23 protein-coding genes, 20 tRNA genes, 1 rRNA gene and 1 other annotated feature are annotated in these 25,928 nt (G+C 51.3%); of the genes, 39 read left to right on the forward strand and 5 right to left on the reverse strand.

Annotated features, from left to right (window positions below; genetic code table 11):
- Window positions 1–34: 34 nt before the first annotated feature.
- Window positions 35–478: an ArpU family phage packaging/lysis transcriptional regulator gene (locus AC0CW1_RS02495; RefSeq protein WP_488181534.1), complete on the forward strand. Its 444-nt coding sequence runs from the start codon at window positions 35–37 to the stop codon at window positions 476–478.
- 205 nt (window positions 479–683) lie between these two features.
- Here the strand turns inward: AC0CW1_RS02495 and AC0CW1_RS02500 are convergent, their stop codons facing one another.
- Both AC0CW1_RS02500 and AC0CW1_RS02505 read right to left on the reverse strand, forming a co-directional pair.
- Complete coding sequence (locus AC0CW1_RS02500) at window positions 684–1,508, reverse strand: hypothetical protein (RefSeq protein WP_488181535.1); 825 nt, start codon at window positions 1,506–1,508, stop codon at window positions 684–686.
- Between the two features lie 17 nt (window positions 1,509–1,525).
- A complete protein-coding gene (locus AC0CW1_RS02505) occupies window positions 1,526–1,750 on the reverse strand; it encodes a helix-turn-helix domain-containing protein (RefSeq protein ID WP_488181536.1) in 225 nt (74 codons plus the stop codon).
- 111 nt (window positions 1,751–1,861) lie between these two features.
- On the opposite strand from AC0CW1_RS02505, the gene AC0CW1_RS02510 reads away from it, so the two are divergent.
- The 4 genes from AC0CW1_RS02510 to AC0CW1_RS02525 all read left to right on the forward strand — a co-directional run bounded on the left by AC0CW1_RS02510 (window position 1,862) and on the right by AC0CW1_RS02525 (window position 5,323).
- The gene (locus AC0CW1_RS02510; RefSeq protein WP_488181537.1) at window positions 1,862–2,113 is read left to right on the forward strand and encodes a hypothetical protein; all 252 of its coding nucleotides are present in this window, start codon (window positions 1,862–1,864) and stop codon (window positions 2,111–2,113) included.
- Window positions 2,114–2,181: 68 nt separating this feature from the next.
- A complete protein-coding gene (locus AC0CW1_RS02515; RefSeq protein ID WP_488181538.1) occupies window positions 2,182–2,883 on the forward strand; it encodes a hypothetical protein in 702 nt (233 codons plus the stop codon).
- 167 nt (window positions 2,884–3,050) lie between these two features.
- A complete protein-coding gene (locus AC0CW1_RS02520) occupies window positions 3,051–4,229 on the forward strand; it encodes a site-specific integrase (protein WP_488181539.1) in 1,179 nt (392 codons plus the stop codon).
- Window positions 4,230–4,303: 74 nt separating this feature from the next.
- The gene (locus tag AC0CW1_RS02525) at window positions 4,304–5,323 is read left to right on the forward strand and encodes a hypothetical protein (protein ID WP_488181540.1); all 1,020 of its coding nucleotides are present in this window, start codon (window positions 4,304–4,306) and stop codon (window positions 5,321–5,323) included.
- Window positions 5,324–5,345: 22 nt separating this feature from the next.
- Here AC0CW1_RS02525 and AC0CW1_RS02530 read toward each other — a convergent pair whose 3' ends face one another.
- On the reverse strand, window positions 5,346–6,188 hold the full coding sequence (locus tag AC0CW1_RS02530; RefSeq protein WP_488181541.1) for a DNA-methyltransferase: 843 nt from the start codon (window positions 6,186–6,188) through the stop codon (window positions 5,346–5,348).
- Between the two features lie 451 nt (window positions 6,189–6,639).
- Between AC0CW1_RS02530 and AC0CW1_RS02535 the strand changes: the two genes are divergently transcribed.
- The 13 genes from AC0CW1_RS02535 to AC0CW1_RS02595 all read left to right on the forward strand — a co-directional run bounded on the left by AC0CW1_RS02535 (window position 6,640) and on the right by AC0CW1_RS02595 (window position 19,508).
- Window positions 6,640–7,143, forward strand: coding sequence for a CBO0543 family protein (locus tag AC0CW1_RS02535; protein ID WP_488182103.1), 504 nt, complete (start codon window positions 6,640–6,642; stop codon window positions 7,141–7,143).
- A 755-nt stretch (window positions 7,144–7,898) separates the two neighbouring features.
- Window positions 7,899–8,966, forward strand: a complete 1,068-nt coding sequence (locus AC0CW1_RS02540; RefSeq protein WP_488181542.1) for a hypothetical protein — start codon at window positions 7,899–7,901, stop codon at window positions 8,964–8,966.
- Between the two features lie 108 nt (window positions 8,967–9,074).
- Complete coding sequence (locus AC0CW1_RS02545) at window positions 9,075–10,082, forward strand: ABC transporter ATP-binding protein (RefSeq protein WP_488181543.1); 1,008 nt, start codon at window positions 9,075–9,077, stop codon at window positions 10,080–10,082.
- Window positions 10,079–10,924, forward strand: coding sequence for an ABC transporter permease (locus AC0CW1_RS02550; RefSeq protein WP_488181544.1), 846 nt, complete (start codon window positions 10,079–10,081; stop codon window positions 10,922–10,924). Before AC0CW1_RS02545 ends, AC0CW1_RS02550 begins: the two co-directional genes overlap by 4 nt.
- A complete protein-coding gene (locus tag AC0CW1_RS02555; RefSeq protein ID WP_488181545.1) occupies window positions 10,921–11,727 on the forward strand; it encodes an ABC transporter permease in 807 nt (268 codons plus the stop codon). The genes AC0CW1_RS02550 and AC0CW1_RS02555 overlap by 4 nt, the downstream gene beginning before the upstream one ends.
- A gap of 80 nt (window positions 11,728–11,807) precedes the next feature.
- On the forward strand, window positions 11,808–12,905 hold the full coding sequence (locus AC0CW1_RS02560) for a polyamine ABC transporter substrate-binding protein (protein WP_488181546.1): 1,098 nt from the start codon (window positions 11,808–11,810) through the stop codon (window positions 12,903–12,905).
- Between the two features lie 233 nt (window positions 12,906–13,138).
- Complete coding sequence (locus tag AC0CW1_RS02565; protein ID WP_488181547.1) at window positions 13,139–13,573, forward strand: hypothetical protein; 435 nt, start codon at window positions 13,139–13,141, stop codon at window positions 13,571–13,573.
- A gap of 88 nt (window positions 13,574–13,661) precedes the next feature.
- Window positions 13,662–13,895 carry a hypothetical protein gene (locus AC0CW1_RS02570; RefSeq protein WP_488181548.1) on the forward strand — a complete coding sequence of 78 codons (234 nt, stop codon included), beginning with the start codon at window positions 13,662–13,664 and terminating at the stop codon, window positions 13,893–13,895.
- 342 nt (window positions 13,896–14,237) lie between these two features.
- Complete coding sequence (locus tag AC0CW1_RS02575; protein WP_488181549.1) at window positions 14,238–16,310, forward strand: methyl-accepting chemotaxis protein; 2,073 nt, start codon at window positions 14,238–14,240, stop codon at window positions 16,308–16,310.
- A 276-nt stretch (window positions 16,311–16,586) separates the two neighbouring features.
- Window positions 16,587–18,107 carry a DUF92 domain-containing protein gene (locus AC0CW1_RS02580; protein WP_488181550.1) on the forward strand — a complete coding sequence of 507 codons (1,521 nt, stop codon included), beginning with the start codon at window positions 16,587–16,589 and terminating at the stop codon, window positions 18,105–18,107.
- Between the two features lie 199 nt (window positions 18,108–18,306).
- Window positions 18,307–18,383 (forward strand) — tRNA-Asp (locus tag AC0CW1_RS02585).
- Window positions 18,384–18,391: 8 nt separating this feature from the next.
- Window positions 18,392–18,482: transfer RNA gene (locus tag AC0CW1_RS02590), tRNA-Ser, on the forward strand.
- Between the two features lie 255 nt (window positions 18,483–18,737).
- Window positions 18,738–19,508 carry a DUF1287 domain-containing protein gene (locus AC0CW1_RS02595; RefSeq protein WP_488181551.1) on the forward strand — a complete coding sequence of 257 codons (771 nt, stop codon included), beginning with the start codon at window positions 18,738–18,740 and terminating at the stop codon, window positions 19,506–19,508.
- 180 nt (window positions 19,509–19,688) lie between these two features.
- On the opposite strand, the gene AC0CW1_RS02600 is transcribed toward AC0CW1_RS02595, so the two are convergent.
- Entirely contained in the window at window positions 19,689–20,906 is a 1,218-nt protein-coding gene (locus tag AC0CW1_RS02600; RefSeq protein WP_488181552.1) for an HD-GYP domain-containing protein, read from the reverse strand.
- A gap of 237 nt (window positions 20,907–21,143) precedes the next feature.
- The gene (locus AC0CW1_RS02605; protein WP_488181553.1) at window positions 21,144–21,383 is read right to left on the reverse strand and encodes a hypothetical protein; all 240 of its coding nucleotides are present in this window, start codon (window positions 21,381–21,383) and stop codon (window positions 21,144–21,146) included.
- A 456-nt stretch (window positions 21,384–21,839) separates the two neighbouring features.
- On the opposite strand from AC0CW1_RS02605, the gene AC0CW1_RS02610 reads away from it, so the two are divergent.
- The 21 genes from AC0CW1_RS02610 to AC0CW1_RS02710 all read left to right on the forward strand — a co-directional run bounded on the left by AC0CW1_RS02610 (window position 21,840) and on the right by AC0CW1_RS02710 (window position 25,916).
- Window positions 21,840–22,187 carry a cupin domain-containing protein gene (locus AC0CW1_RS02610; protein ID WP_488181554.1) on the forward strand — a complete coding sequence of 116 codons (348 nt, stop codon included), beginning with the start codon at window positions 21,840–21,842 and terminating at the stop codon, window positions 22,185–22,187.
- Window positions 22,188–22,418: 231 nt separating this feature from the next.
- Window positions 22,419–22,850: a sequence feature (16S ribosomal RNA rRNA prediction is too short), on the forward strand.
- Window positions 22,851–23,002: 152 nt separating this feature from the next.
- A 5S ribosomal RNA gene (gene rrf / locus AC0CW1_RS02615) occupies window positions 23,003–23,119 on the forward strand.
- 65 nt (window positions 23,120–23,184) lie between these two features.
- Window positions 23,185–23,260 (forward strand) — tRNA-Ala (locus tag AC0CW1_RS02620).
- 336 nt (window positions 23,261–23,596) lie between these two features.
- Window positions 23,597–23,690, forward strand: a tRNA-Ser gene (locus tag AC0CW1_RS02625).
- 6 nt (window positions 23,691–23,696) lie between these two features.
- A tRNA-Pro gene (locus AC0CW1_RS02630) sits at window positions 23,697–23,773 on the forward strand.
- Window positions 23,774–23,782: 9 nt separating this feature from the next.
- Window positions 23,783–23,856 (forward strand) — tRNA-Gly (locus tag AC0CW1_RS02635).
- 14 nt (window positions 23,857–23,870) lie between these two features.
- Window positions 23,871–23,946 (forward strand) — tRNA-His (locus AC0CW1_RS02640).
- Between the two features lies 1 nt (window position 23,947).
- Window positions 23,948–24,022, forward strand: a tRNA-Cys gene (locus AC0CW1_RS02645).
- Window positions 24,023–24,030: 8 nt separating this feature from the next.
- Window positions 24,031–24,107, forward strand: a tRNA-Val gene (locus AC0CW1_RS02650).
- Window positions 24,108–24,114: 7 nt separating this feature from the next.
- Window positions 24,115–24,190 (forward strand) — tRNA-Phe (locus AC0CW1_RS02655).
- Between the two features lie 6 nt (window positions 24,191–24,196).
- Window positions 24,197–24,281: transfer RNA gene (locus AC0CW1_RS02660), tRNA-Tyr, on the forward strand.
- 4 nt (window positions 24,282–24,285) lie between these two features.
- A tRNA-Gln gene (locus AC0CW1_RS02665) sits at window positions 24,286–24,360 on the forward strand.
- A 27-nt stretch (window positions 24,361–24,387) separates the two neighbouring features.
- Window positions 24,388–24,463: transfer RNA gene (locus tag AC0CW1_RS02670), tRNA-Val, on the forward strand.
- A 5-nt stretch (window positions 24,464–24,468) separates the two neighbouring features.
- Window positions 24,469–24,545, forward strand: a tRNA-Asp gene (locus AC0CW1_RS02675).
- Window positions 24,546–24,552: 7 nt separating this feature from the next.
- A tRNA-Ser gene (locus AC0CW1_RS02680) sits at window positions 24,553–24,643 on the forward strand.
- A 44-nt stretch (window positions 24,644–24,687) separates the two neighbouring features.
- Window positions 24,688–24,764, forward strand: a tRNA-Pro gene (locus AC0CW1_RS02685).
- 17 nt (window positions 24,765–24,781) lie between these two features.
- A tRNA-Leu gene (locus AC0CW1_RS02690) sits at window positions 24,782–24,868 on the forward strand.
- A gap of 3 nt (window positions 24,869–24,871) precedes the next feature.
- A tRNA-Gly gene (locus AC0CW1_RS02695) sits at window positions 24,872–24,946 on the forward strand.
- A 3-nt stretch (window positions 24,947–24,949) separates the two neighbouring features.
- Window positions 24,950–25,026 (forward strand) — tRNA-Arg (locus AC0CW1_RS02700).
- 4 nt (window positions 25,027–25,030) lie between these two features.
- Window positions 25,031–25,106 (forward strand) — tRNA-Thr (locus AC0CW1_RS02705).
- Between the two features lie 345 nt (window positions 25,107–25,451).
- Window positions 25,452–25,916, forward strand: a complete 465-nt coding sequence (locus tag AC0CW1_RS02710) for a ribosome maturation factor RimP (protein WP_488181555.1) — start codon at window positions 25,452–25,454, stop codon at window positions 25,914–25,916.
- Window positions 25,917–25,928: the final 12 nt, after the last annotated feature.

Genomic DNA, 25,928 nt, shown 5'->3' on the forward strand with positions numbered 1-25,928 from the left:
AGCAAAGGATAGAGCCTATTCGAGGAGAGATTTCATGCTAGAAGCGTTAGCGAACATCGACAAAGAGGCTACCCGGAAGCGCGTGGAGAGCGCCCTAGAGACGGCCCGTACATACCAACAGATAGGACTCATTCGGCGTGAAACAAGAATAACCCGGGAGTACTCTCCCAGGTTTAGCGGATCAACCAATAAAATCGGTAAGCCGGTCGAAGAGGCTGCCGTCTGGAATGCAGACACGGAAGAGCGATTGAAGGAGCTTACCGAGCGGGTGGAGCGCGCCATAGGCGCCCTCAATAGGACCGAGCAGGAGATCATCCGACTTCGCTACATGGGCAAGGAGGAGGCCTTTGATTATCAGGTATGGTCCGAAGTCGGAATGAGCGAGCGAACCTATTACCGGGTGAAGGCCCGGGCGTTTAATAAGCTGGCGTTTATGCTGCGGCTGGAGGTGTACTTGACGGCGGGGGAGGGGGGATAAAAAAGAACAGCGCTCCGAAAAAAAGGGGAGCGTTATTAGGAGCGATCCGAAAAGCGAATTTAATTAAAGAGAGCGCTTAAAAAACGGGTACTTAAAGAAGAGTATCGAGTAAGTAAACAGGAAGCAGGTACAGTAATGATGGGAAGGATTACTCAGATAGCAGAAAACCAACTTCAATTTAATAGCTCGGATAATCTCTTTTATGTCATAATCCTTGCTGTGTGCTATAAAGCAACAAGTCATTAATATACTTTTTAAAGTTATCTTCGGCACCATGTGATTCGAAAATACCTTCTGTACCCATTATTAAAGCATTTGTCAGAAGAAAATATTCTTCGTTTTGTTTATCTCTTAAGGTTATAGTCCCTGCTTGTTTTGTATTCTTATTGATAAAGCGGTTAATAAGGCTATCATAATAGTTGCCGCTCATATTTCGTTTTATTTTTTGGTACAACTTATAATCTAATTTAGATCTAACAACAAAAAGGTTAAAGTTAATTAATATTTCTCGTGTTTTGTTGTAGTTAGGTTTTATAAAATCAATAATATACCAAATCAAAAAATTAATTCTACAAACATTTATTCGGTGAATCAAAGAGTTATTTGACATATTTGTTTTTTTGCCAATGAAATGTACCTCATCTAAAAAAGCTAATATTAATTCGATTTTATTCCGTGTATAAGTTTGATTATTTGACTGTTCGCACTCTAAAATATCCCTATATTCATCATGCGCGTTAATTAGACGAGGAGAAGCGTATTTTAAGTTGTTAGCAATGTGAGATTCAAATTCTTCAAACAAAATATATGCTTTATCAAGGTTATCGTTAAATGCCATTATGTGTTTATAATAATTCAATGGATGTAGTATTATCGGAGAAATTAATTCCTGATACACTTCTTTATAATATTTTTTTTCTTCTCTACTCTCGCTAAACAGATGAGAGAGAAACTGACCCGCTATCACCCCCGTTAAACCGGCAGATAGTAGTCCGGATATATATGGAGTTAGATCAACCGAATCAATCACAAAAAGCTCTCCCCTTTTTATTCAACGGCATCTCTAGAAGATTTAGGTACATATTCAAAGAGGTCTCCGGGTTGACAGCAGAAGTACTCGCAAATTCGATGAATTACTTCAAGAGATACAAATTCTCCGCGTGACATTTTGGCCATGGTTGCAGGAGATAAGCCCAAGGCAATCCGCAATTGTTCTCGCGTCATTCCCTCATCAATCAATCTTTTCCACAAATTGTTGAATGAAAAAGCCAAATAGTCCGCCCCCTTTTTTGTAGTATAAACCTTAATCTTCACGAAAGCAAAGAAAAATTACGCAAAACTATTGAAACCATCTTCATGATATTGTAGAATTAGTACGCGGTAATGAAGAAAATTGATATTGTCTTCGTGTTGGAAACAAACTATGTCAAGGCATCCGCAATAGCTAAGGAAATCAATCCCACTCAAAATGGAGGTGGTTTATATGGTCCAAATCCTTCGGCGGTGGCTCAACGAGCGACAGAAGCGCCGAAACAGGTCGTGCCGGTGGGCGATCTACTTCGCCGGCGGCTTCCAGGTAAAAAAATAAAGGCCCGCTCTCTGCTGCAACAGGGAACCGGGCCGGTGGAAAAGTAACATCGCCATTGTACCCGCTTTTCAGGCAAAGGGAAAGCGGGGGCGGACGGAATTGGAGGAGACGTAGCATGATTTCAAAGCAAGACAAAGAACTCATCGGCTTGATGTGCAATGACGCACTCGCCTATACCTACAAACTGCAGAAGCTATCGGACGAAGCCCGGGCCATCGTCGTGGATGCTCAAGAGCGAGCGGGAATGAAAGACCCCGCGGGAGTAACCGCTATTCTCTGTCGGCTGATGGACGATAAGGCCCTCACTCCAGATTGGTCCGCTCCCGAAACTGTAAAGACCGCCCTTTTCGAGTGGTCTCAGCAGATTGACTGGATGATTATTCGAATCGAGCGATTCAGGCAAGCGGGGAGCTTGCCGGCCGCCCTGATCCGAACCGTGCTAAAGCCGCTTAGGGAGGTTTTTCGATACCTGGACGCCCTCAAAACTGGTGACCAGGAAACTCCTTGCAGTCAGGGGGAAATCCCGGAGGCAGCTCCGACCGGCCTCTGTGATGACTTCGCCGCACTGGTGGAAGCGCGGGAAGGCGCCATCGTCCGGGCGCTTCATGGGAATAAGGAATGGGTAAGGCGAACCGAGCAGTATCAGCGCGCCCTTGATACGCTAAAGGCGGAACTGACGGAGCCGGCGCAATGCGGCCTGATGAGTCTGGACGAAGAACATAGTCGCTTACTGGCCATCGAGAAGAGAACGGGCTACATGCAGGGGCTCAAAGACGGAGCCAACCTGGCCAAGCTGCTCGAATTGGATGTCGCCTGAGCAACCGGGGGGAGCGGGGGGATTAACCACGCTCCCTTCTCAGAAGGATTAATTCTAGGGATTCTAGGAATTGTAGGACGATGAGAGGAACAACGGGAATCTTCATTATAGGTATTCTAGGAATTGTAGGATGAAAGCATAGCGGTTAAATCGGAAGGGTGAGATACATGGCCCGCGGGAGCATTAAGAAATACGAAGGCCCGAAGGGGACAAGCTGGAAGATCACCATCGATATCGGCAAGGACGCCGATGGCAAGCGGCGGCAGCGGAAATATACCTTTGTCGGAACAAAAAAGGAAGCCGAAGCCAAGCTGCGGGAACTCCTCAGGGAAGTCGATACAGGGACCTATGCGGATCCCACACGAATGACCCTAGCGGAATACCTCCGGCATTGGTTTGAGACCCGGAAGGCAAACCTGTCGAAGGCGTCCGTCCGGCGCATGGAGGGCCTGATTGAAAAGCATTTGATTCCGGGCCTAGGAACCGTCCCTCTCCAGAAGGTGAACCCGCTCCAGATCCAGCAGTACATAATCGACGAATTGAACGCTGGCCGGGTGGGGCACATGGCCAAGAACAGAAAGGACCTCTCCCCGACAACCGTCCGGAAGTCAGTGGCCATCCTGAAACAATCCCTTGACCAGGCTGTGAAGTGGGGGATGCTATCCCGGAACCCTGTGGAGGCCGTGGAGATGCCCAAGATTCAGAAGAAGGAGATACGGATCTTGTCGGTCGAGGAAGCTGATCGTCTGATGAATCACTTCAAGGAGCGGGACCATTACGCCTATGTCCCGACAATGATCGCCTTCCATACCGGGATGAGGCGGGGGGAAGTCCTGGCGCTGCGCTGGGAGGACGTTGACCTTAAGAACGGTGTGATCACCATCCGGCAGTCGAACAGTAGCTACAAGCGGGAGGAGCCCGAATTTAAGGCGCCCAAGACGGCGAGCGACCGGCGCCAGGTGGAGATAGGCCCGACACTCGTCCAGTTCTTGAAGGAGCATAAGCGACAGCAGGCGGAATGGCGCCTGAGAGCGGGGCAGATATGGGACGATAAAAATAACCTGGTGTGCAGCCTAAAAGACGGGACACATATCAACCCGCCGATGCTATCCCAAGCCTTCTGGTACACGGTGAAGAAAATCGGGCTCGATGGAGTGGACTTCCATGCCCTACGACACACCCATGTTTCGATGCTCATTAAGGCCGGCGTCCCGGTGAAGGTGATCAGCGAGCGGGTGGGCCATGCGAACGTCAATATCACGCTGAACACTTACGCCCATCTCTTCCCGGGGATGCAGAAGGAAGCGGTGACGAAGTTTGAACAGTTAATTACAGGAAGTGGATAAAACCACTTCTTTTTTGTTATTTGAATAAAAATCTTTATTATTGGGCATTATTACTCCTACATAGGAGGGTAAAAATGCCATCTGGGAAGGCTTTTATACAAGAGCGCATTATATATGAATACATGTTATACAGAGTTAAAAATGATCAACTGCGTGTCAGTCATATAGTTAAAAGTGGAAAGTATAATGCCAAAAAAAACATCACACTTGTAGATGATCTTGAGTTTAACAACACTACTTTCCCGGACTTTGATAAAGTGTTTTTTCGTAAGGAAAAACAAGGAAGACCCGGAGAAGTAAAGTTTCTGACATCAGACTTTGATTATCATAAAAAAAAGACTAGTAAAGAAAAATACGAAGCGTTTAAGCGTCAGAACGGTTGCATAATAGTACTAAAACATGACGCTATACCTAGTGGTTTGGTAGAAGATTACGCTGTTGATGTGTACCAACTTGATTTAGACGACTTTAGTTCTTTTGCTAGAGAACATTTCAATAGATTGCTTCACATGCAAATATTAAACAGAAAAAATACTATAGATAATTCTTTTAAGATATGGCTTTTTAGTCAAACAAAAAACTTCTATGAAAAAACAAATAACCCGGAAGTAGTTCCTGCTTATGAAAGCGGTATATGGTGCCCTACAGATAAACTATCGAGCTTTCAACTTGGGGTAAAGGATAAGGTCATATTCTTGAAATTTGGGCCTTCCTCTACCCAAAAAGTAAGAGAAAGCTGGCAAAGAAATAATGAGATTGATAATGATTGGTATATTAAAAAAATTTGGATCGGAGAAGTAACGGAAGGAGTACAAGACAGGAGAACTTACTGTGAAAATAAGGGGATAAGTATCACAAAACCGTTATGGAATAGTGAAGTGAAGAGTGGTAAGCTTTGGCCTCAGGTATTTGAATTTAGCAAAGTATCAGTTATAAATAGACAAGTTTCAGTTAAAGAAATTTATAAGGTATTTCCTGAGTTAGTAATACCTATACTTTATGATGTTTATACTCAGCAAGTGTCCCGAGAAATAGCGCACGAAATGTACATGTCTTTTATTGAGTGGGTTTCTTGGAACGACGAAAAAGGGTAGTAGTAGTATATACTACCCTTTTTCATGAAATCAATTTCAAGTTCTCCTTTTCCGACGTTCTTACTATTTCATCAATGTATTTTTTATTTAGCTCATAACCAACAGCATTTCTGTTTTGTCTAACGGCCTCTAATAAGGTTGTTCCGATACCACAGAATGGATCTAGCACAACATCGTTTTCCAAACTATAGAGGCGAATTAGTCTGCGGATCACTTCTGATGAACACGTGGCAGGGTGGATGGGATGAGAAGCAGAATTTATTACCCAAACGGGATCTAACCATTCCTGTAAGTCGTTTTTATGAATCCTGTTCATTTCACTATTTGCCCGCTCAAATATAGAGGGTCTTTCTTTTATTCCGGGCTTTCGAAAAATTAAAACATGCTCAATTAGAAGGTCGTTATACAAAAGTGGCGGAACCCCGTAATCTTTAAATTCTTTTGTACCTACAGAACCTAAAATTTTCCCTGAATGTTCACCTTTTTTTACTCCAAACTTTTTCCATATGTAGTGTTGAAAAAAGTCCAAATCCATTTGATTGGTAAAAAAGTGTATTAGATCTGACTGTAAAGAATAGAGACGAGGTCTTTCGTTTTCGTTTTTTGTACTACCTTTGCGTATGTCTCCGACTACAAAAACCGCAAAAGAATCTTTTTTTAGTACTCGTATACAGTCTAATAGTGTCTTTTTTAAATGTTCCAAAAAAAGTTTGTACGTTAAGTCTTTACCTAATTGCCCCGAGTGTTCATAGTCCACAATATCCCAATATGGTGGGCTAGTTATAATTAAGTCTACTGAGGCATTATCAAGTTCAGCCATCCCTTGCGTTGAGTCTTTATTGAAGATTTTAATTGTACAGTCCAAGCTCATCCCTCCTCTTCGAGAGACTACGCTTGAACGAGATTGTCCTATCCGTGGAAAATGAACCCATGTTATGTGGTGAGGGGGGAGCTAAAAACACTCCGTGACCAACTCGTGACCAAATAGCCTCCTTAGTCGGAAAAAACCCAATAAAATCAAGGCTTCCGAGACTTGAGGAGCCGGACAGATGTGTCTGTTCTGATGAATTTTTCTGTTCGCCTTATCGAAGTCAAAAAAACCCCGGAACCCATTAAAATCAAGGGTTACGGGGTTTTGCCGTTTAACCCGTGAAATGATAAATGCGCACTGAGTTCTGGCTTAGACCATGTGAGCCTCCTGCGCGGACGTGGAGTAGTTCTCGTAAGCCTCGGGAATACTCACATAACGATTTCGACTTTATGGAGGCTCCCGCATGTCGATCGAAAGGATAATCGAAGTCGCGGCGTGGCTAGGCATGACTGTCGCCCTACTTTTATTCGTTCCGAAGGAAAAGCTGCGAGACTCCATCGTGATTTTTTTCTTCAAACAATGTATCACATGGTTATTCGGTATCCTGGTCGTACAATGGAACCTGATCGCCTACCCCGTACGTTTATTCGCCAACGCGATCCGAACCAGCTTTTCCTTTGAATTTTACGTTTACCCCGGTATCTGTGTGTTGTTCAACCTATACTATCCGGAACATGGCAGCTTGATCAGAAAAGCCATTCATTATATGGTCTATACTTCGGGTATTACTATATTTGAAGTGATACTGGAAAGGAATACAAACCTCATCAAGTACATTCATTGGGACTGGTATTGGAGTTGGGTCACATTATATCTGACTTTTTTGGCTTCCCGCTACTTTTATCGGTGGTATCGAGGTGATTTTACCAGAAAGGCTGCACTGAGCATCCTAGACCCAGGAGGTAAGCCGGATGGCAGAAGAAAAACGCCCCCCACGTATCGCCGGTGAAGCGGGCGACAGCTTGGAGGCGACATTGGACGCGCAGACGGCGATTCCCTGGGAAATGCAGAAGGGTTGATACGATCTTGACCCAGCTTTTTTCATTTTGCCGAGAGTGGCCGAGATCGTCAATTGAATAGAATGTCATGAAGGATAAGGGAAGGAATTGGCGAAAAAGTAAAATCAGACTGCGATTATCGGATGGTCCGATTGAAGCGAATGAGGGAAAAGTGGAAGAAAAGCAAGATCAGATGTGCCTAAATCCCTGTGAAGAGATGTTGGCAAATGCACCTGGCTTTCGATCTCTATTTTCTGAACGGCTTGTTCATTTTGAAGTAGTATATTTCCGATATCATTGACCGGGCCTATTTACCACCCAACGGGGACCATTAGATGAGAACCGGGCAAACCTGCTTAGGAAGTTGGAAAATATCGGGTTGGCCGCAGAGGGCTTGCTTGATGTCGTCGGCGATGGGGAGGTCCGTCGGCGTCGGTCATGCGCTGGATGTCGATCAGGGAAAAGGCGTCGGAGAAGACGCCTTTGGTGGTGTAGTCTCCACCGCGAAGGTTTAAAAAATGATTAATTTGATTAAGATTCCTTTTGCGCTTTTGACTCCCTTATCGAAAAAAGGATATGCTGTAAACAACGGAATGCGCCCATTTACAAGCAAGCACTAGAACGCTTGAAAAGCAGGGGATATTCGTTTATCTCATTTGATTGGGAGCATTCATTTCGCAAGCGAAAGCGGGGAATCCATCGTATCATGCAAGACTCCATCTGGCTCTACCGTATCTATGAAGTGGCCAAAGAGTTCGATCTTGGCCTGGTGCAAGCTTTGTTCATGAAGGAAAAACCGACGAGCCGCATGCGCCTATCCCGGGTGCGTCCCAAATCGATCATCATCGAGAACCCGCCTGTCTCGATGGAACTGGGGACGTGGGAGATCCCCATCGAAGGGCGTCGCTACAAAGGGCAGGTGGTGGCCCGCGTCTACGATTTGGGCGTCGTCAGCCTGATCCTGCAGATCTTCCTGCCGGAAGACCTCACCTATGATCAACTCCTTGACCTGTCCGTCGCTCTCTACAGCCAGGACGATCTGGAATCCCTCTTTCACCAGTGGCGTGACTCGGTGACCAGCACCCTCGCCGGCGCCATGGAACCGCTCCGCGAAGGGAAGGTGGAGGAGGATTTCACCCTCTTTTTCTTCCGCCGCTGGCGCGAGGACTGGGATCCCGTACCGGTGCTACTGGCCGAGCGGGAGCCCGTCAGCGCCCAGATGCGCCAGGAGACGATGAAAAATTCCTTTGCCTACGGTCAAAAAGATCATGCCATCTTGACCTGGGATTCGGCCCTCATCCATGACGCCGAAGGGAGCACCGATATCCCCGATCTGATTGAGTTTGCCCTGACCCAACTGGTGGAACTCCGATACTATGACCAGCTCCTGTCCGGCGAGATGAACCAGATGTATGACGATATCGAGCGGGCCGACCGAGACAACTGGTATTCCCGGTTGCGCCAATACCGCAAGATCATGAAATCCTATATGGAACTGGTCATCGACATCAACGAAGTGACTGAAAAGATCCAAAACGCCATCAAGGTTACCGAAGACATCTTTTACGCTCGCGTCTACGGGGCGGCCACCAGCATTCTGCGCACCTCCGTCTGGATGGACAGCATCAAGCGCAAGCTTGCTGTCATCGCTAACAACTACTCCCTGTTAAACGACGAGGTTGTCAACCACCGAGCGATGCTCCTGGAATTGGCCATCATCGGGCTGATCGTCTTCGAGGTGCTCATGAGCCTGGAGGATAAGATCTTTCAATAACGTTTGCGTTTCTACTGCAAAAAGTACAAAAATGTGACATAATGAGGCAGGATTTTCGGCGAAAAATGAGAACATGAAGATGCGAAAAAAGATCCTTGGAGCGGATGAATGGAACAAATGAAAGCAATGATCAAGCTGCATAACGTGACAAAGGCCTTTGACGGCCATCAGGTCCTTACTCCCATCTCCCTGGACATTCTTGAGGGGGAGTTTTTTACCTTGCTCGGCCCCAGCGGTTGCGGGAAGACGACGCTGCTCCGGATCATCGCCGGGTTGGAGACGCCCACAGGCGGCGAGGTTTTTTTGGACGGACAGCCGGTGACCCAACTCCCGCCTTACCGGCGCGATGTGAACATGGTCTTCCAGCAGTACGCCCTCTTTCCCCACATGACAGTTGAAGAGAACATCCGTTTCGGCCTGAAGATGAAGCAGATTCCCGAGTCGGAACAGAACCGGCGGATCAACGAAGTGATCCAGTTGACCCAGTTGGGCGAATATCGCCGTCGCAAGCCGAAACAACTCTCCGGCGGTCAGCAGCAGCGGGTGGCCATTGCCCGGGCCATCGTCAATAACCCGAAGGTGCTCCTCCTGGACGAGCCCCTTGGCGCCCTTGATTACCAACTCCGAAAAAATTTGCAGTTGGAATTGAAAAACCTGCAGAAAAACCTTGGCCTCACCTTCGTCTATGTGACCCATGACCAGGAAGAGGCCATCACCATGTCAGACCGGATCTTGATCATGAACCGAGGTGTCATCGAGCAACTGGGAACGGCCCATGCGGTCTACCATGCCCCGGAAAGCCTCTTTGCGGCCAGGTTCATCGGGGAGAACAATATCTTCGAGCAAGGGGAAAAGGCCTACGCCGTCCGGCCGGAAAAGATCGACCACTATGATATCGAAGCCGGCGAGTTCGGTCCCGAGCCGACGCGCCTTCGCCGTGGTGTGATCGAAGAAGTTGTCTTCCATGGCACTATCGACAAGGTCTATGTCCGCCTTGACGACGGCGGCGCGCTGATCCTGACCTACCAGTACTTTGACGACAAGCGCAAATGGAAGGTGGGCGAGCGGGTCGGCCTCGCCTGGGCGCCAGAGGATGAGGTGAAGTTGCGCCGATGAACAAGGGACGATGGCTGGCCTTGCCTGCCCTGGGGTGGCTCACCGCATTTTTTCTCATCCCCCTCTTTTTTGTGGTCGCTATCTCCTTTTGCCAGCGTGGGACCTATGGCGAGGTTCTCTATGCTTTCACCGTGGAGAACTACCTGCGGTTTTTTGAGCCCCTGTACCTGAGTATCCTCGGCGATACCGTCGAGATGGCGGCGGTGACGACGGCGCTCACCTTTTTACTCGGCTACCCGCTGGCTTACCGGATCGTCCGCATGAACCGGTCCTGGCAGAATGTGTGGCTCCTGGCGGTGATGGTGCCCTTCTGGATCAACTTTTTGATCCGCTCCTACGCCTGGGTGGTCATCCTCCGCTCCCAGGGGCTGTTGAACACCTTCCTGATCGCCGCCGGCTTTATCGATCAGCCCTTAAACCTGCTCTATAACCCGGCAGCGGTCCAACTGGGCATGGTCTACACCCACCTGCCCTTCATGGTGCTGCCCGTCTATGTGTCATTGGAACAACTCGACCGGCGGCTCCTGGAGGCTTCCTATGATCTGGGGGGGACCCCCTGGCAGACCTTCCGCCATGTGACCCTGCCATTAACTCTGCCCGGTATCGTGGCTGGTTCAATCCTGGTCTTTGTCTCCTCCTTGGGGATGTTCGTCGTTCCTGACATCATGGGCGGCGCCAAATCGGCTCTCATCGGCAACCTGATCCAGAACCAGTTCCTCTCGGCCCGCGACTGGCCCTTCGGTTCGGCCTTGTCAATCCTGCTGACCCTCTTTTCGCTGGTCTTGATCTTTCTCTACTACCGCGTGCTGGAAGCGCAAAAAGGGAAGGGGGGCCGCCCGTGAAAGGCTTGCGCCACCACCTGCTCTTCGCCTACTCCCTGGCTGTGCTGGCCTTTTTGTACATACCGATCGTCGTCCTGGTCCTTTACTCCTTCAACGAGTCGCGCATCAATGCCCAGTGGACCGGCTGGACGGTCAAGTGGTACCTCTCTCTCCTTGACAACAAGCAGGTGTTGAACGCCCTGCAAAACAGCCTCACCATCGGGGTCATCTCGACGCTGTTCTCCACCGTCATGGGCACTAGCGTCGCCCTGGCCTTGCACCGCTACCGTTACCGGTTGCAGGGGGCCATTGACAGCCTGATCTACCTGCCCATCCTTGTGCCGGAGATCGTCATGGGCTTGTCGCTGCTGATCCTCTTCAGCCAACTGGCTTTCCCGCTGGGAAAGGCGACGATCATCATCGCCCATATCACCTTCTGCGTCTCCTTCGTCGTCGTCATCGTGTCGGCGCGCCTGGAGGGGATGGGCAAAGAACTGGAAGAAGCGGCTCAGGACCTTGGCGCGACCCCCTGGCAGACCTTCCGCTATGTAACCTTGCCGCTGATCTCGCCGGGCATCATCGCCGGCGCGCTCCTCGCCTTCACCCTGTCCATCGATGACTTTGTGATCAGCTTTTTCGTGGCCGGTCCCAACTCGACGACGTTGACGCTCTATATCTACGGGATGGTCAAGCGGGGGATCTCGCCGGAGATCAACGCCCTCTCGGCGATCCTCATCGCTGTCATCGTCATCCTCGTCGTGCTCGTTCAGTGGCTGCAGAACAAGGACCGTGACGACCATTCGCCCCGGCAGATGCCCTTTTGATGAGGACAGTTGCGCGAAGCGCAATCCCTATAGCCAACCAAGGCTCAGAGTAAATGTTATTTATGGAGGAGGATACGTTTATGAAACAAAAAAAACCGCTCCACATGCTGGTGGCGATCCTGCTGGTAGTCGGCCTCGTTCTGACCGGCTGCGGCGGTCAGACGGCGCAAGCGCCCCAAGCCCAACAAGGGGCGGACGCCGCCAATGGCGGTGAACGAGTGCTGAACATCTACAGTTGGGCCGACAACTTTTCACCGGAAGTCCTCGACGACTTCGCTAAGAAGTACAACTGTAAGGTCAACTATGACGTCTTCTCCAGCAACGAGGAACTGCTGGCCAAGCTCCAAGCCGGCGGGGCTCAGTATGACCTGATCCAGCCCTCCGATTACATGGTGGGCGCCATGACCAAGATGGGCTTGCTGGAGGAACTGAACCACAACAACCTGCCGAACATGAAAAACCTGGTCAACACCTTCCAGACGCCGGCCTTCGACCCCGGCAACAAACACTCTGTCGTCTATACCTGGGGCGTCACCGGCATCGCCTACAACACCAAGTATGTGAAAGACCCGATCAGCAGTTGGCAGGACCTCTGGAACGCCAAGTACAAGGGCCGCCTGGTTCTGCTCAACGACTCGCGGGAGATGCTCGGCATGGCTCTCAAGAAAAATGGCTTCTCCAACAGCACGAAAGATGAAAAACAACTGGAGAAGGCCTACAACGACCTGAAGACCTTGGCATCCAACGTGCTCGCCTTTGACACCGACGATATCAAGCAGAAGTTTATCACTGAGGAAGCCTGGATCGGGACCATGTGGTCCGGCGACGCCGCCTTCGTCTACAAGGAAAACAAGGACGTGGCTTTCGTCATCCCCAAAGAGGGCACCACTGTCTGGGCTGACACCCTGGCCATACCCAAAGGCGCCAAGCACCGCGAACTAGCCGAACAGTTCATCAATTACCTGATGGACCCGGAAGTGAGCGTCAAGAACTACGAGTTCATCGGCTACAGCAACCCCAACGAAAAAGCCTTTGCCTTGCACAGCGAAGAGTACCAGAAAAACCCCATGATCAAGCTGAGCAAGAGCGAGATCAGCAAAGGCGAGTGGATCCAGGATGTGGGTGATACGCTGAAGGTCTATGACCGTTACTGGACGGAACTGAAGGCGGGACAGTAAGGGGAGATCTGTTAGACTTAATAAGGAAAACCCCTGCGACAAGCTGGAAGGCTGTCAGCGGGGGTTTTTGCCTATCAGGGAAGGCTGGAACGCCTCGCTTTGGCTCTAGATGGTCGATCGAATGGGTACAATGGCTAGACCGGCGATGGTTTTTGATGTATGATCGTGATGAGGAAATATGTTGACGCATGATGCAAGATACCGAATCAGTTCAGACATCAGGGGGAATGGACATGAGGCACAGTCTGTTACGTTTGCTTCTCCTGGCGGTTTTCGTCGGGAGTTTTCTCTTTGTAGGGGGATGTTCCGCGCCTTCAGCCGATCCAGCGAAGTCTGTGGGCGTGCAAGATGTCGTCGAAAAGGTACAGGGTTTCTCGAAAAGCGAAATCGCCAACCGGCTCAAGGAGGCGCTGCAGAAGAGGTTAGACGACGCGAAGGTCAAAAAAGACAAACTGGTCAACGCGGATGGAACGATCAACTGGAACGAAATCGGCAGAACGGAACTGGTCGATTGGACGATCGCCTCGATCCTCGACTGGGAGTACAAAGCGACCCTACAAGCGAACGGAACCATCGAGGTCAAACAGGTGGACAAGCAGACCGGCGAGACGAAGGTCTTTGCCACCTATACGGTCCAACTGGTCAACGGTCAACTGACGGTGAATTGACATACCATTATAGGTAAGGTGGGAATTGCTTCGGAAAAGTCTGAAAATGCAATTCCTGTCTCCTAGATGGTTTGAGGAGGAATGCCCCGTGTTTGAATGGTCAAAATGGAAGGACAGCCAGAGCGGCATTCACCACAAACTGGACTGCTCTGGAACTTGGCATCCCACATGCAAAGCCGACTTCTGCCATGAATGCAGCCATGACGCCAAATGCCCGGCAAAAAACATGCGTTGCAAGTACTGTCTCGACGCCTACCGGGTCAACGGAGTGATTGGACTCCATTACGAACGGAAAGACGATTTGTGCAGCGAAGCCTCTTAGTAAAGAAACGCTGATCGCTATTTTTAAAAAGACGCACCGGGCGCCTTCTGGACGCTACGTTGCGTCTTTTCTTATTTGCCTGTCTAATAGCCATGGGAATCATATGATTTTTTGTTTTTTCTGTATCTATGGCCGCTATTGTTATCACCGTCAAACGGATCAAAACACTGAACAAGTTGACGAGTGACACCATGTGCGGGGTTTAGACTTTTGTGTTAAAAATCGACAAATGTTTGATGGTTTTTAAATGCTTCTTACATATTTCGACATAATTTGCATTGAAGGTCTTATATGATAATGCTATGCAAACAAAATCAGGCCGTTAGAAAGGCGGGCATGTCCATGCGCTCTATCCGTACTCGCGTGTTATTAATGACACTGCTTCTCGTCGTCATCCCCTTTTTGGTCTATAACATGATCGGCTATTTGATGCTAGAAAACGATTTTTCTCGTTATGCCAAAGAAAAAAACAAGGCTTATGCCACCATGATTGCCGGCAATGTAAAAACCTATTTGGAGAAGGCTTATAGTGTGAGCGATGTATTGGCCAAGAGCACCGATGTTACCGCCTTTCAGCCAGAGACACAGAAAAAAGCGTTACAAACCGCCATCCAAGCCAATCCCTATTTTGAACTATTTTTCATTCAAGGGACCGACGGTATGCAGACGGTCCGATCGAGCGGCAACCTAGGTGATCGCTCCAATCGCTGGTGGTTTAAACAGATCATGAAAGAGCCTGACAAGCCTTTTATCACCCCCTCTTATTTTTCCATGACCGGCAACATCGCTGTATCCTCCGTCATCCTGCCCATCCGCCAAGAGGGGAAACTGGTGGGCGTTTTCGGGGCCGACTTGAAACTGGGGGCCTTGCAGGATTTTGTAGATAAGATGAACCAAGGGGAGGGGCAGTACGCCTTCATCCTCGATGGCGACGGTGCTGTCGTCGCCCACCCGGACCGGAGTCAACTGGCTGAAGCCTATAACTACAAGAAGATGACCTACAAGGTGCTGGTCAAGGACAGCCAGGGGAACGCCGTCTTCGACGCCAACGGAAACCAGCAGGTGGAGGAGCGCGCCATCGAAGCGCCACCGGTGCTCAAGCAGGCTGTCGAGCGGGCGCTGGCTGGTGAAACGGATGCCGTCACCTATTCCGACAGTCGCGGCAAAGGCTATGTGACGGCCTTTTCACCGGTAGAACTACCGGGATACTCCAACCGCTGGGCTGTCATCTCTGTGCAGGAACAGTCGGCAGCGATGGCGATCGTGCACAGTTTTTTGTTGAAAAACACATGGGTGACGCTCTTGATCGTGCTGACCGCCATCGCCGTCGGCTACCGGATCGCCGGTGGGATTACCCGGCCCATCGAGCAGATCGAGAGGAAGATCAAGGAAATCGCCAGTGGAAACCTAACAGAGCAGATAGAGGTCGCTGGTGACGATGAGTTGGCGAGGCTGGCGGCCAATGTCAATCAGATGGCCCAGAACATGCGCGATCTGGTGATGGCGATCCAGGGCCGCTCCCATCTCGTCGCTCGCGCCTCGGAGACCTGCTTGAACCGGGCTGAGGAGTGCTCCACCAGCATGGAGCAGGTGGTGCGGAGCATTACCGATATCTCTCGTGCCACTGGGGCAGGGGAAAATCATAGCGAGAGCGTCTTTGAGGCCTTCCAGGAGATCTATAACGAGATGCAGGCGATGGCCGCCGAGATCGAAAGGACGGTCGCCTTCTCCCGAAAGACAGTGGAGATCTCCCGGCAAGGGGCTAAAGAGATGGATACGGTGGTGACCGATATCGAGCGGCTGCACAGCTTCAACCGCAACATGAACGCGATCATTGAGCAGTCGGAATCAGATTCTCAGGAAATCGGCAGGATACTGGAGATGATTTCCGACATCGCAGCCCAGACAAACCTGCTCTCCCTCAATGCGGCCATTGAAGCGGCCCGCGCCGGCGAACAGGGGAAAGGTTTTGCTGTTGTTGCCGGCGAGATCAAGAAGCTGGCGGAGCAGACGGCCAAGGCGACAGAGCATATCGCCGAACTGATTGACACGACTCAGTCAAACCTCCGCAAGGCTGTCCAGGCGATCGGGGAAAGCGCCAGTCGCATGGAACAGGGGACAGGGCATGTCAGGGGCGCTAGCCAGAACTTTACCCTGATTACCGAAAAGGTCCTTGAAATGGAGAGCAACCTGTCCAATATGGCCGCCTCATACAGGGACATCGTCGTCAAAAACGATCGCCATGTGAGCCGCCTCGTCGATACAGCACGGACCATCAGTGATTCGCTAGGGACGATCGCCCTCGCTGGCGAGGAGCAGAGCGACGCTATCGGGGGGATTGTGGAATCGACAGAAGAGTTATCCAAGATGTCCCATGACCTTCTCCAGCAAGTGAGCCGGTTTCAGATAGAGTAGCCGATCAGGCGAGCCGGTTTCGGGCAGGTTCCAGTAACGTTGATTTGTCGCGCCAAAAACAATGACTGCTGGTTGTTTGTAGCCCGCTTGTCCGAAGATGCTGCGGTTCAATTCTGTCGCGTAGGTCGAGTCATCAGACATCTCTCCCTTTTTTTGGGTCCATTTTTTGTCCCTTTAATTTACTCGTCGATCACCCTGTGATACCATTAAGAAGGTTCGTGCAACCCCTGTATGGATGAAATGAAAAAATGATGAAAGGTATCGGGGTGAGTATTTTTGCTGATCAGTCAAAATGACCTCTATGGACTGCTGATCTCTTATGTATATATCATCGGGCTATTGGCGCTGGCCACGGGGATTCAACGATGGCGCCGCTATCCCGTCGAGTTCACCCGCAAGGTTGTCCATGTGGGCGCCGGGATGTGGATTGTCGGGGCTGTCGCCCATTTCGATCACTGGCAAATCGGGATCATCCCCGCCCTGACCTTCATCGTGTTCAACTACCTCAGCTACCGCTACCGCCTGATCAAAGCGATGGATCTGGCCGGGGGAACGCCGGGCACCGTCTACTTTATCCTGTCGGTGACGGCGCTGCTTTTGTGGTTCTGGCCTCGCGATCAAGTCTATATTGCCGTTGCGGCCACCATGGCCATGACCTGGGGTGATGCCTTTGCGGCTGTTTTGGGACAGGCCTTTGGAAAACGTATTTACCATGTGGGCAGTCACCGGCGCAGCCTGGAGGGAAGCGCCGCCATGTTCACTTTCAGTTTTATCTCGATCCTGTTGACGCTGCTATGGATGGATACGGGGATTGATGGCATCCGGGCGGTTGCTTTCGCATTCCTCCTCGCCCTAATCGCTGCCGGCCTCGAGGCGCTCTCTTTGTCCGGTTTTGACAACATCACTGTTCCTATTGGGACAGGACTGGCCTTATGGGCGCTGGCCAGTTGGAACGTCAACCTGCCCATGATCTTGATCGGCCTGGTCCTAAGCACGCTCATCGGGGCGTTGGCTTACCGCCGCCGTTCCTTGTCGGCCAGCGGGGTGATGGGGGCAATCATCGTCGGCACGCTGATCTTCGGTTTTGGCGGCTGGGTATGGGGGCTCACCCTGATCGCCTTTTTCATCTATGGTTCAGCCCTTTCCAAGTATAAAGAGGCGCAGAAAAGCGCTGTCGCGGAAGAGAAGTTTGACAAGGGGAGCCGTCGCGATTTCGGACAAGCGCTGGCGAATGGCGGTTTTGGAGCGTTGCTGGCCGTTCTGCACTTTCTTTCTCCTTCCGACCAGGCCTTTTTCGCCGCCTTCGTGGGGACGATGGCTACTGTCAACGCGGACACCTGGGCGACCGAGATCGGCGTGTTGAGCCGTCGGCCGCCGCGGCTGATCACCACCGGGCGGGTGGTGCCGCCTGGAACGAGCGGCGGCATCACGCCGGTCGGCACCTTCTCCACTATCTTGGGCGCGTTGACCATCGGACTTACGGTGTGGTTGCTTGTGGGGATCCATGATCTCCTGCTGAGCGGCAGCGGCGACTTAATGGGAAGCCTCTGGATCCTTCCCGCTGCTGTCGCCGGCGGCCTAGGCGGCTCCCTCTTTGACAGCCTGCTGGGCGCGACTGTTCAGACCATGTACATCAATGCAGAAACGGGGAAGGAGACGGAAAAAAAAGTGACCCAGAGCGGCGCCAAAAACCGGTTTAGCCGAGGTCTGCCCTTCATGGACAATGACATGGTGAACTTCATCAGTTCCGCTTTCGGGGCTTTAGTGGCGGCCTTGGTGGCGTCGGCCTTGAGTTAATTGGCAGTTCGAGGTTGAACGAGAGCCTGAGGCATTCGCGGTCTTATGTCGGCGCTTGCGGTTGACGGCGGAATTATCACTTTTTCCCGCTACGTTTGTCACAGTCCCGATTTGATAATCTGGATAAAAATACCCTTTGACAAAATTCGCGTTTCTTGTTATATTATAAATCCACGCTGGTGCTGAACTGGCGTTACGCGGAGCAGTGGTGTAGAGGCCTAACATGCCAGCCTGTCACGCTGGAGATCGCGGGTTCGAATCCCGTCTGCTCCGCCATTATAACTGGAGTGGTACTCAAGCGGCTGAAGAGGACGGTTTGCTAAATCGTTAGTGGTCGTAAGGCCAGCGTGGGTTCAAATCCCACCCACTCCGCCATTTTCTTTTTGATCCTTGAAAATCGAACAGTTGCGAATCAAAAGCGTGCGATCGCAACTGTTTGATTTTGAGGGATCAGTAAGTGCAAAAGACCCTAGGGATGTAAAATCCCAGGGTCTTTTGTTGTTTATCAGAATTTCAGATTCAATGCTATTCTTCGACTATTTCATGTCACTTCTCCGGGCTGGGTGAAGTCTGTAAAGTGATACCATAAACAGGATAGAATAGTCGGGACCAGAAAGGCTGGGGTTATCGATGAGGTTGCCGGTACGGCCCTATTCTCGTTGGCCATGGGGCGCGCTAAGCGCCTTCCTCATCCTTTGCATCCTCTGTCTTGGTTCACTGTTATGGCTGCGCTCTGCTTACCCTGAACTGACCTGTCGCTTGACCGGCGCTGTCAATGAGTTCTGGTCAGGCAAACTGGCGATGCCCGGCCTGCCCTTGGGCCAACCTGTTAGCGTGCCCTTGCATCTGTCAGGTCGGGACGGTGACGACGATGGTGTCGACGATGCCCTTGATATCGTCGCCGGGGGCCGAGCAGAGGTACAGCGGCGCCCTATGTACCGGAGCGTCTATTACGTCGGCGGCTACCCGCCGGCGACGGAAGGCGTCTGCACCGATGTGATCTGGAGGTCTTTTCAGGATGCCGGGTATGATCTCAAAGCGATGATCGACGAGGACATTCGCAAAAACGTCAAAGCCTATCCGCGCGTCAACGGCCGTCCTGATTCCAACATTGATTTTCGACGGGTGCCGAATCTAGTCAGCTTTCTTCAACGCCATGGGCAGTCTCTGACGACGGCGCTGATCCCGGGCGATGCGGAGAACCTCGTCCAGTGGCAGCCGGGCGATATTGTCGTCTTTGGCTTAGGCAGACCGCTGGAGCATATCGGGATCATCTCCGATCAGCGACGGTCGGACGGTGTCCCTCTGGTCATCCACAACGGTGGCCCCTATCCAAAAGAGGAAAATGCGCTGGCGACCTGGCCGGCACCCATCGACTATCATTTTCGTTTTCAACCATAAAAGGGAGCCGCTTTGCCTTGACGTCCCTTGGCAACGGAAGGCTTGAAAGGTCATCGGACTCGCCCAAATCAAAGGGTGATTCTTTTCTCTACGCCGATGGTTTTTCGATCGTTCATACGGGTTAAAAGGGCCCCTGCCTGACGTGCGAGGCGGGGGCCTTCCCGATCCATTCCGATGCTCTCAGTACCTGAGGATATCCAGAAACTCCCGAAGCGACGCAAAGAGGTCATAGTGGGAGAGCAGCAGATCGACAAGGTCCCCGTCGAGGGCTTTTTCCCGCGACGATCGGGTCAGGATGGCTTCGATGTCGGATCGGTCCATGCCGGGACGGTAGGGCCGGTCTTCAATGAGGGCGGAGAAGACATCGGCAACGGCGATGACCCGGCTGCCGAGAGGCAGTTCGGAGCCGCCGATGCGAAAGGGGTATCCGGTCCCATTGGGTCGTTCATGGTGGAAGGAAGCCCACTCGGACAGTTGCGAGTAACCGGCGAGACGCCGGAGGATGTGATAGGTGTGATAAGGGTGGCGCTTGATCACGTCGAACTCAAGCGTTGTCAAGGCGCGCGGCTTTTCGAGGATTGATTCGGGAATGCTCAGCTTTCCCAGGTCGTGTAATAGACCGGCAACTTCGATCTGCGCAATGTCCGGTGGAGAGAAGCCGGCAAGGGAAGCGAGATGGACCGATGACGACGCCACCAGGCGGGAGTGGTGCAGGGTAAACCGGCTTTTTCGATCAATGAGCAAGGCAAAGATCATGAAAAGCTTCTTTAGGTCTTTGTTCTGGAAGTCGCAATCGCCGATCTCAGGGGAGATCATCCGCAAAGACAGGTCTTCTACATAAGGGGAGGCCAGATCAAGCCAGAAGCTCTCTTTTGCAGCCAACTCATGGAGCGCTTCTTTCAGTTCCGGCCGGAACATGGTACCGAACCATCGGTTCAGTTGGTCCAGGGCGCTTCGCCGCTGGTGAAGGATGTAATCCTCTGTGAGCAGGATCTCTAAACGATCGGCGAGATGGATAATGTCGCTGAGCCGAGTCAGGGAGGAGCGTTCCTGTTGACACTCCCAATGATCGTGATGATGCAGGATGATGTTGGCGATGCGATCAAAGGTGCCGATTTCTTTTAGCAGTTGATAACCTGTTTGGCAGTGGGGTTCTGTGTCGAGGACATGGAAGGCGCTCAAGGCCACTTTCTCGTGAAAGGAGGTGGCGCCGATATCGTGGATGCTGGCGGCGCAATAGAGATCATGCCGCTCCTGTGCGGTTAGCCCCATCAGACCGGCCATGGCGGAACTGATGTAAGCCACACGGTTGTGATGGTGATTCAGACCGGTCGTGTTGAAATCGAGCACCATTGACAGGGTGTTTAGCAGGCGAGGGAGGTTAATTTTTACGATCATATAAACCTCCTGTTCACAAAAGATTTGATTATAGGCGTCTATTTTCCTTAAATCACCGAGGGAATAGATACATGTTCTATTGACATAATCGCGTTCGAGGAGGAGAAAGCGCTACTCCCCCCCCCGGTTGCTGGCCGGCATGGAAGGAATTGGGCAAGCGAACGTTGAAAATGTTCTTTATAAAACAGTACAGCCGCCTGTGGAAGGGCGGCTGCTAGGATGTATGTATTCGCCTTTTCAACACAGTCGTAGCTTTTGTTCCTTTAGTTCTTGAAGGTAGCCGAGCAGTTGTTCTTCCGTTATCCGTTCTAGCCTGTCTCCAACAAGTGCCTCCAGATCCATGCCGTATAGAAGGAGCGGTGCAAGCGGGTGGTCGTTTACACCTAAGAAGCGGCAGAGAAAAAGGGGGGAAGCGGAAAGGATGTCTTCGATCCACTGGTGTCGGACTTCTTCCAGCAGGTGCTGTCGATCTGCCATGGAATTAACCCCTCCGTTCTTTTTTGTCATGTCCATTGTATCACAAGCGATGATGAAGTAAAATGTTTTATTCATTACATGGGATGAAAAAAGCATAGACAAAAGCGCCGATCAGGTTGCAGACAATGCAACAACCATTGTCCGATGGACGTCGACATCATGGGGCTGATAACTCGAGGGGAACCTGTCCGTGACAGCGAATGTACACTCTGCGCGACTATGCGCGTGTCTGTCCGCGCGTCTGCCCGGTCGGAGCGATACGTTGAGAGATAACGATGCGAGATGGCGTTAAGAGGGACGGCGATAAAAGAGATGGCGATAAAAGAGATGGCGGTGAGTCATAAGTAAATAGAGCTTTGTTGATTGTGAAAATACCTACAAAACAGTTTAAATTTGTAGTAAAATAATGGTTGCTTAGGCATCGGCATAATAAGGTAATCGAAAGGAGTCCTATGCATGTTTGTTTCTGATGTTTCCTCTATCTCGGCCTTTAAGCTGGAAGGGCCAGGAATCGTGAATGCAGTGAAACAATCGCTGATCGGCCCGGCTCAAGGGTGGGACGGCTGGTCGATGCGGCTGTTTACACTGTCCGCAAGCGGGCAGACACCGCGCCATAGCCACCCCTGGCCCCATATCAATTACATTGTGAGCGGACAGGGGACATTGTTTATAGGAGGCAAGGAACATCCCGTTCAGTTAGGTTCGGTTGCCTACGTGCCGGGTGGAGAAGAACACCAGTTCCGCAATGTCTCTGAACAGGACTTTTCTTTTATCTGTATCGTCCCCGCTGAAGCAGATAAATAGCGTTAGTATTTGCCCCCTGCTCTGAAGCATGGGAGTTCACGGCGAGCGCAGCGCCTGCCTTTTGCGGCGCTGCGCAAATCGAAGCAAAAAAATTCGTTCTGGAAAAAAATACTCGTTGCATTCTTTTTGCGGTTGTGTAATAATAGTCAACGTCGCCGCTGTGCTGCGGTAAAAACTACCGCCAATCAGCAAGTGACTTGGTTCTGAATATCGGTCCTTGAAAATCGAACAGTTGCGAATCAAAAGCGTGCAGCTCTTAGTGGCGGACGGGTGAGTAACGCGTGGATAACCTGCCTGAGAGTGGGGGATAACAGCCCGAAAGGGCTGCTAATACCGCATAACGTTGTCTGGGGACATCCTCGGACAACCAAAGGAGCAATCCGCTATCAGATGGGTCCGCGTCCGATTAGCTAGTTGGCGGGGTAACAGCCCACCAAGGCGACGATCGGTAGCCGGCCTGAGAGGGTGAACGGCCACACTGGGACTGAGACACGGCCCAGACTCCTACGGGAGGCAGCAGTGGGGAATCTTCCGCAATGGGCGAAAGCCTGACGGAGCAATGCCGCGTGGGGGATGAAGGTCTTCGGATTGTAAACCCTTGTCTTCAGGGAAGAAATCGCAACTGTTTGATTTTGAGGGACCGGGTGACTGAATTCACTGAATTCAGAGGAAAAACATACCGGTTGACTATGATTGGGCGGTATGATAGAATTTGAATTCCGGTGAACGGACAGACAGACAAGGTTGAGTCGCGACAAGCGATGATTTTGGTTGTCTAACCGTGAAGTCGGTAACTCAACAACAAAACACAATGATCTGGTGACAATGGCGGAGAGGTCACACCCGTTCTCATCCCGAACACGGAAGTTAAGCTCTCCAGCGCCGATGGTACTTGGGACGGTGGTCCCTGGGAGAGTAGGACGTCGCCGGATCGGCCCGGAAACCGGCAGGCCCGGCAGTTCATGCAGTGATGTGTGAAACTGAAGCGGGTCATAATGGGGCTATAGCTCAGCTGGGAGAGCGCTTGAATGGCATTCAAGAGGTCAGCGGTTCGATCCCGCTTAGCTCCACCAAAACGTTAATCATTTTGCCGTCTTACGGCGGCGAGGTTTGCTCCTTGAAAACTGCACAGAGGATAGGTAAAGCGCAAACAGTTATGGTCGAAGCGAAGACGTGAGGGATACTACCCGATGGGTAACACCTAAGGGCAAGGCCCCGAGCGAAGAGCAATGACAGTAACTGATACAAGGTCAAGTTAGTAAGGGCATACGGCGGATGCCTAGGCGCTGAGAGGATATCGTGTATAATAAACTCCTCTGTGTGGTTTTTAAGGGGCAAACCCTTACAGTAAAGCAATAGATACGGTCATTTACCTTGTACTTCTGATATTATAAGGTATCTGACCTTACGGAGAGATGGCCGAGTTGGTCGAAGGCGCACGATTGGAAATCGTGTAGGCGGGCAAAACCTGTCTCAAGGGTTCGAATCCCTTTCTCTCCGCCATTCCATCGGGGTGTAGCTCAGTTTGGTAGAGCGCCTGCTTCGGGAGCAGGAGGCCGCACGTTCAAGTCGTGTCACTCCGACCATCAACAAATGCGGGTGTAGCTCAATGGTAGAGCTCTAGCCTTCCAAGCTAGCTACGTGGGTTCGATTCCCATCACCCGCTCCATTCAATCCAATATGGTGGCTGTGGCGAAGTGGTTAACGCACCGGATTGTGGCTCCGGCACTCGTGGGTTCAAGTCCCATCAGCCACCCCATGGCGGCATGGCCAAGTGGTAAGGCAAAGGTCTGCAAAACCTTTATTCCCCAGTTCGAATCTGGGTGCCGCCTCCATGATAGTTGGGCGATTAGCTCAGATGGTTAGAGCGCTTGCTTGACATGCAAGAGGTCAGCGGTTCGATTCCGTTATCGCCCACCAACCATTTGCCTCGGTAGCTCAGTCGGTAGAGCAGAGGACTGAAAATCCTCGTGTCGGTGGTTCGATTCCGCCCCGAGGCACCATAGCACGGAGGGATTCCCGAGTGGCCAAAGGGAGCAGACTGTAAATCTGCCGGCTCTGCCTTCGAAGGTTCGAATCCTTCTCCCTCCACCATCACTGGGGTGTAGCCAAGCGGTAAGGCAGCGGACTTTGACTCCGCCATTCGTTGGTTCGAATCCAGCCACCCCAGCCATTTTCCCCCTCACTATCCATCTTTTTCGGGCGATTAGCTCAGCTGGGAGAGCGCCTGCCTTACAAGCAGGATGTCGGCAGTTCGATCCTGTCATCGCCCACCAAATACGGAGCAGTGGTGTAGAGGCCTAACATGCCAGCCTGTCACGCTGGAGATCGCGGGTTCGAATCCCGTCTGCTCCGCCATCTATCTGGAGTGGTACTCAAGTGGCTGAAGAGGACGGTTTGCTAAATCGTTAGTGGTCGTAAGGCCAGCGTGGGTTCAAATCCCACCCACTCCGCCATGCATACCCTGGTAGACGGCTTATTTGCCGCCTATCTTCCTTGTCGGGGCGTAGCTCAGTTTGGTAGAGCGCTACCTTGGGGTGGTAGAGGCCGCACGTTCAAATCGTGTCGCTCCGACCATTTACAACCTTATACATGCGGTCGTGGCGGAATTGGCAGACGCGCTAGATTCAGGTTCTAGTGGTCGCAAGGCTGTGGAGGTTCAAGTCCTCTCGACCGCACCAAATGCGGAAGTAGCTCAGCGGTAGAGCATCGCCTTGCCAAGGCGAGGGTCGCGAGTTCGAATCTCGTCTTCCGCTCCATATGCGCCCGTAGCTCAGCTGGATAGAGTAATTGACTACGAATCAAGAGGTCGGAGGTTCGAATCCTCCCGGGCGCGCCATTTTGCCGCCGTAGCTCAGTCGGTAGAGCGTATCCTTGGTAAGGATAAGGTCACCGGTTCAATCCCGGTCGGTGGCTCCAGTTTTAATAAGAATGAACCTGTCGGTTAACCCCGGCGGGTTCTTTTGTTATGTCACATCGCCGCTTAAAAAAGCGGCACCAGGCTTGCTTTGGCAATTGTACCGTGCTATACTATCACTAGTGCGTTTCCGACAGAGCAAGGAATCTTTGGTTACTTCGGCGTCCGACCACATCGATGCGGATTTTTGCAGTTTTTGAAGGAGTGGGTACCTAGCCCACTCTTTCCGTTTGTAAACCCCATCGCGTCGAAATCCGAGCAAGAATGGATCCTTTTTATTCCGGTGAAACTATGGAGAATTCTGCAAGCACTTCGCGACAGCAATAGAAACCGTAAGGAGGAAGACGATGTCTGGCAAGGTTCGATTGGAAGACCGGGTAACAGCCTGGGTGAAGCCAATCACGGAAGAACTTGGACTGGAACTGGTCGATGTCGAGTGGGTGAAGGAAGGGGGTAGCTGGTACTTACGCATCTTTATCGACAAGGAATCGGGCATCGAGATGGAGGACTGCCAGGAGGTCAGCCGTCGCATTGACGAGATCCTGGACCGTGAGGATCCTGTGGCCCACGGCTATTCGCTGGAGGTTTCTTCACCTGGGATCGACAGACCGTTGAAGTCGGACCGGGATTATGAGCGGTTTCGTGGGCAAGCCGTCCGCATTACCACTTTCGCCCCGGTGAATGGCGCAAAGGAACACGTGGGTGAACTCGCCAGCAAAAACGAAGCATCTATCTTGATAATACAAAATGACGAGGAAAAGGCGATCCCGCTGACGCAGGTTTCCTCTGTTCGTCTATACCCTGGTTTTTAACGGACAACTGAA

The sequence above is a fragment of the Heliomicrobium sulfidophilum genome, from assembly GCF_057715735.1.